Annotated in this window: 2 protein-coding genes and 1 pseudogene; all 3 read right to left on the reverse strand. The window is 68.4% G+C overall.

Annotated elements, in window-relative coordinates:
• Positions 1 to 221: DUF934 domain-containing protein (locus ACMUOO_RS17405; RefSeq protein WP_413855831.1), on the reverse strand; the 221-nt coding region annotated here is incomplete at its 3' end.
• On the reverse strand, positions 218 to 988 hold the full coding sequence (locus tag ACMUOO_RS17410) for a phosphoadenylyl-sulfate reductase (RefSeq protein WP_301918633.1): 771 nt from the start codon (positions 986 to 988) through the stop codon (positions 218 to 220). The genes ACMUOO_RS17410 and ACMUOO_RS17405, both read right to left, overlap by 4 nt.
• Positions 978 to 1693, reverse strand: a pseudogene (locus ACMUOO_RS17415) (nitrite/sulfite reductase); the annotation flags it as partial. The gene ACMUOO_RS17410 and the pseudogene ACMUOO_RS17415, both read right to left, overlap by 11 nt.

A 1693-nucleotide genomic window follows, 5' to 3' on the forward strand; every position in this document is an offset into this window, starting at 1 on the left:
CCCTTCGCCCGGAGCCGGCCCCCGAAGCCGCGGTTCCGCAGGTGGCGGGCCAGCGTGAAGCCTCGCCCGTCCGAGAAGGCCGGAAAGCCGACGGCGATCATCTCGACGCCCTCGAACGAGGCCGGCAGGGCGTCGATTCCGGTATTCGAGGCGATCTCGATCACGGCCGATCCTTCGAAATCCTCGGCATGGAAGCCGTCGTCGCGCACGATCACGCTCATGCCGCGTTCTCCTTCCGGTCGTCCTGTTGCGGCAGCGGGCCGCGCACGACCCGGCCATCGATGAAATGAATCCCGCACTCGTCCTTTTTCGTTCCCCGCCAACGGCCTGCGCGGGGGTCCTCGCCTTCCTTCACCGGGCTCGTGCAGGGCGCGCAGCCGATCGAAGGGTAGCCCTTGGACACCAGCGGATGCCGCGGAAGACGATTGTTGACGATGTATTCCTCAAGGTCCTCGCGGCCCCAGTGGGCGAGCGGATTGACCTTGAGCCGCTTGCCGTCCTCGTTCTCGAAGAACTCCAGTGCCGCGCGGGTGCCCGACTGGAAGCGCTTCCGCCCGGTGATCCAGCCCGCGAAGCCCTTGAGCGCGCGTTCCAGCGGCACGACCTTCCTGAGGTGGCAGCAGGCGTCGGTCGAGAACTGGTGCAGCGTGCCGTCGGGATCCTCGAACTGGGTGTCGCGGCGATCGGCGCGGATCGTCCGGAGGTCAGTCAGGTTCAGCTTCTCGGCCAGCTCGCGCTGGTAGGCGAGCGTCTCGGCAAAGAGCATCTGCGTGTCGATGAAGATCACCGGCGTGCCCGGGGCGACGACCGAGACGAGATGAAGGAGCACGACCGATTCCGCCCCGAAGGAGGACACGAGCGCGAGCTCGCCCACCTCGGGGTCGCCCAGCGCGCGTTCGAGGACCGCCGTCGCCGAATGGTGGCGATAGCGCTCGTTCAGCGCCGCGATGCGGTCGTCGAGCGAGGGGGCGGCCATCTCAAGCGGCATCGCGTTCCGCCTCGGCCTCGTAGAGGGCTGCCTTGAAGGGGCCCGCACCGAGACGGCGATAGGCGGCGAGGAAGGTCTCCTCCCGGCCCGCGCGGAGCGCGAGGTAGGCGCGCAGGAGCCGCTCGATCGCCGGCACGATCTCGTCATAGGCGAAGCCCGGGCCCGCGCGTTCGCCGAGCGTCATCGTCTCGGTATGGTCGCCGCCGAGGGTGATCTGGTAGTTCTCGACCCCGGCGCGGTCGAGGCCGAGGATGCCGATATGGCCGACATGGTGGTGACCGCAGGCGTTGATGCAGCCCGAGATCTTGATCTTGAGCGCGCCGATCTCCTCCTCCAGCCCGAGGGACTGGAAATGGGTCGCGATTTCCTGCGCGACGGGGATGGAGCGGGCAGTGGCCAGCGCGCAGTAGTCCATCCCGGGGCAGGCGATGATGTCGGAGACGAGCCCGACGTTGGCGGTGGCGAGGCCCTCGGTCTTCAGGCGCGCGTGCAGCGCCCAGAGGTCGGACTTGTGGACATGCGGCAGGACCACGTTCTGTTCGTGGCTGATCCTGAGTTCGCCGTGGCCGTAGCTGTCCGCCAGATCGGCCAGGAGCCGCATCTGCGCTGCCGTGGCGTCGCCGGGCGTCGTCCCGTGCGCCTTCAGAGAGACGGTGACGATCGCATAGCCCGGCACGCGGTGGGCGGTCACGTTCGTGTCGGACC

Source organism: Albidovulum sp. (genome assembly GCF_041919395.1).
GTDB lineage: Bacteria > Pseudomonadota > Alphaproteobacteria > Rhodobacterales > Rhodobacteraceae > Albidovulum.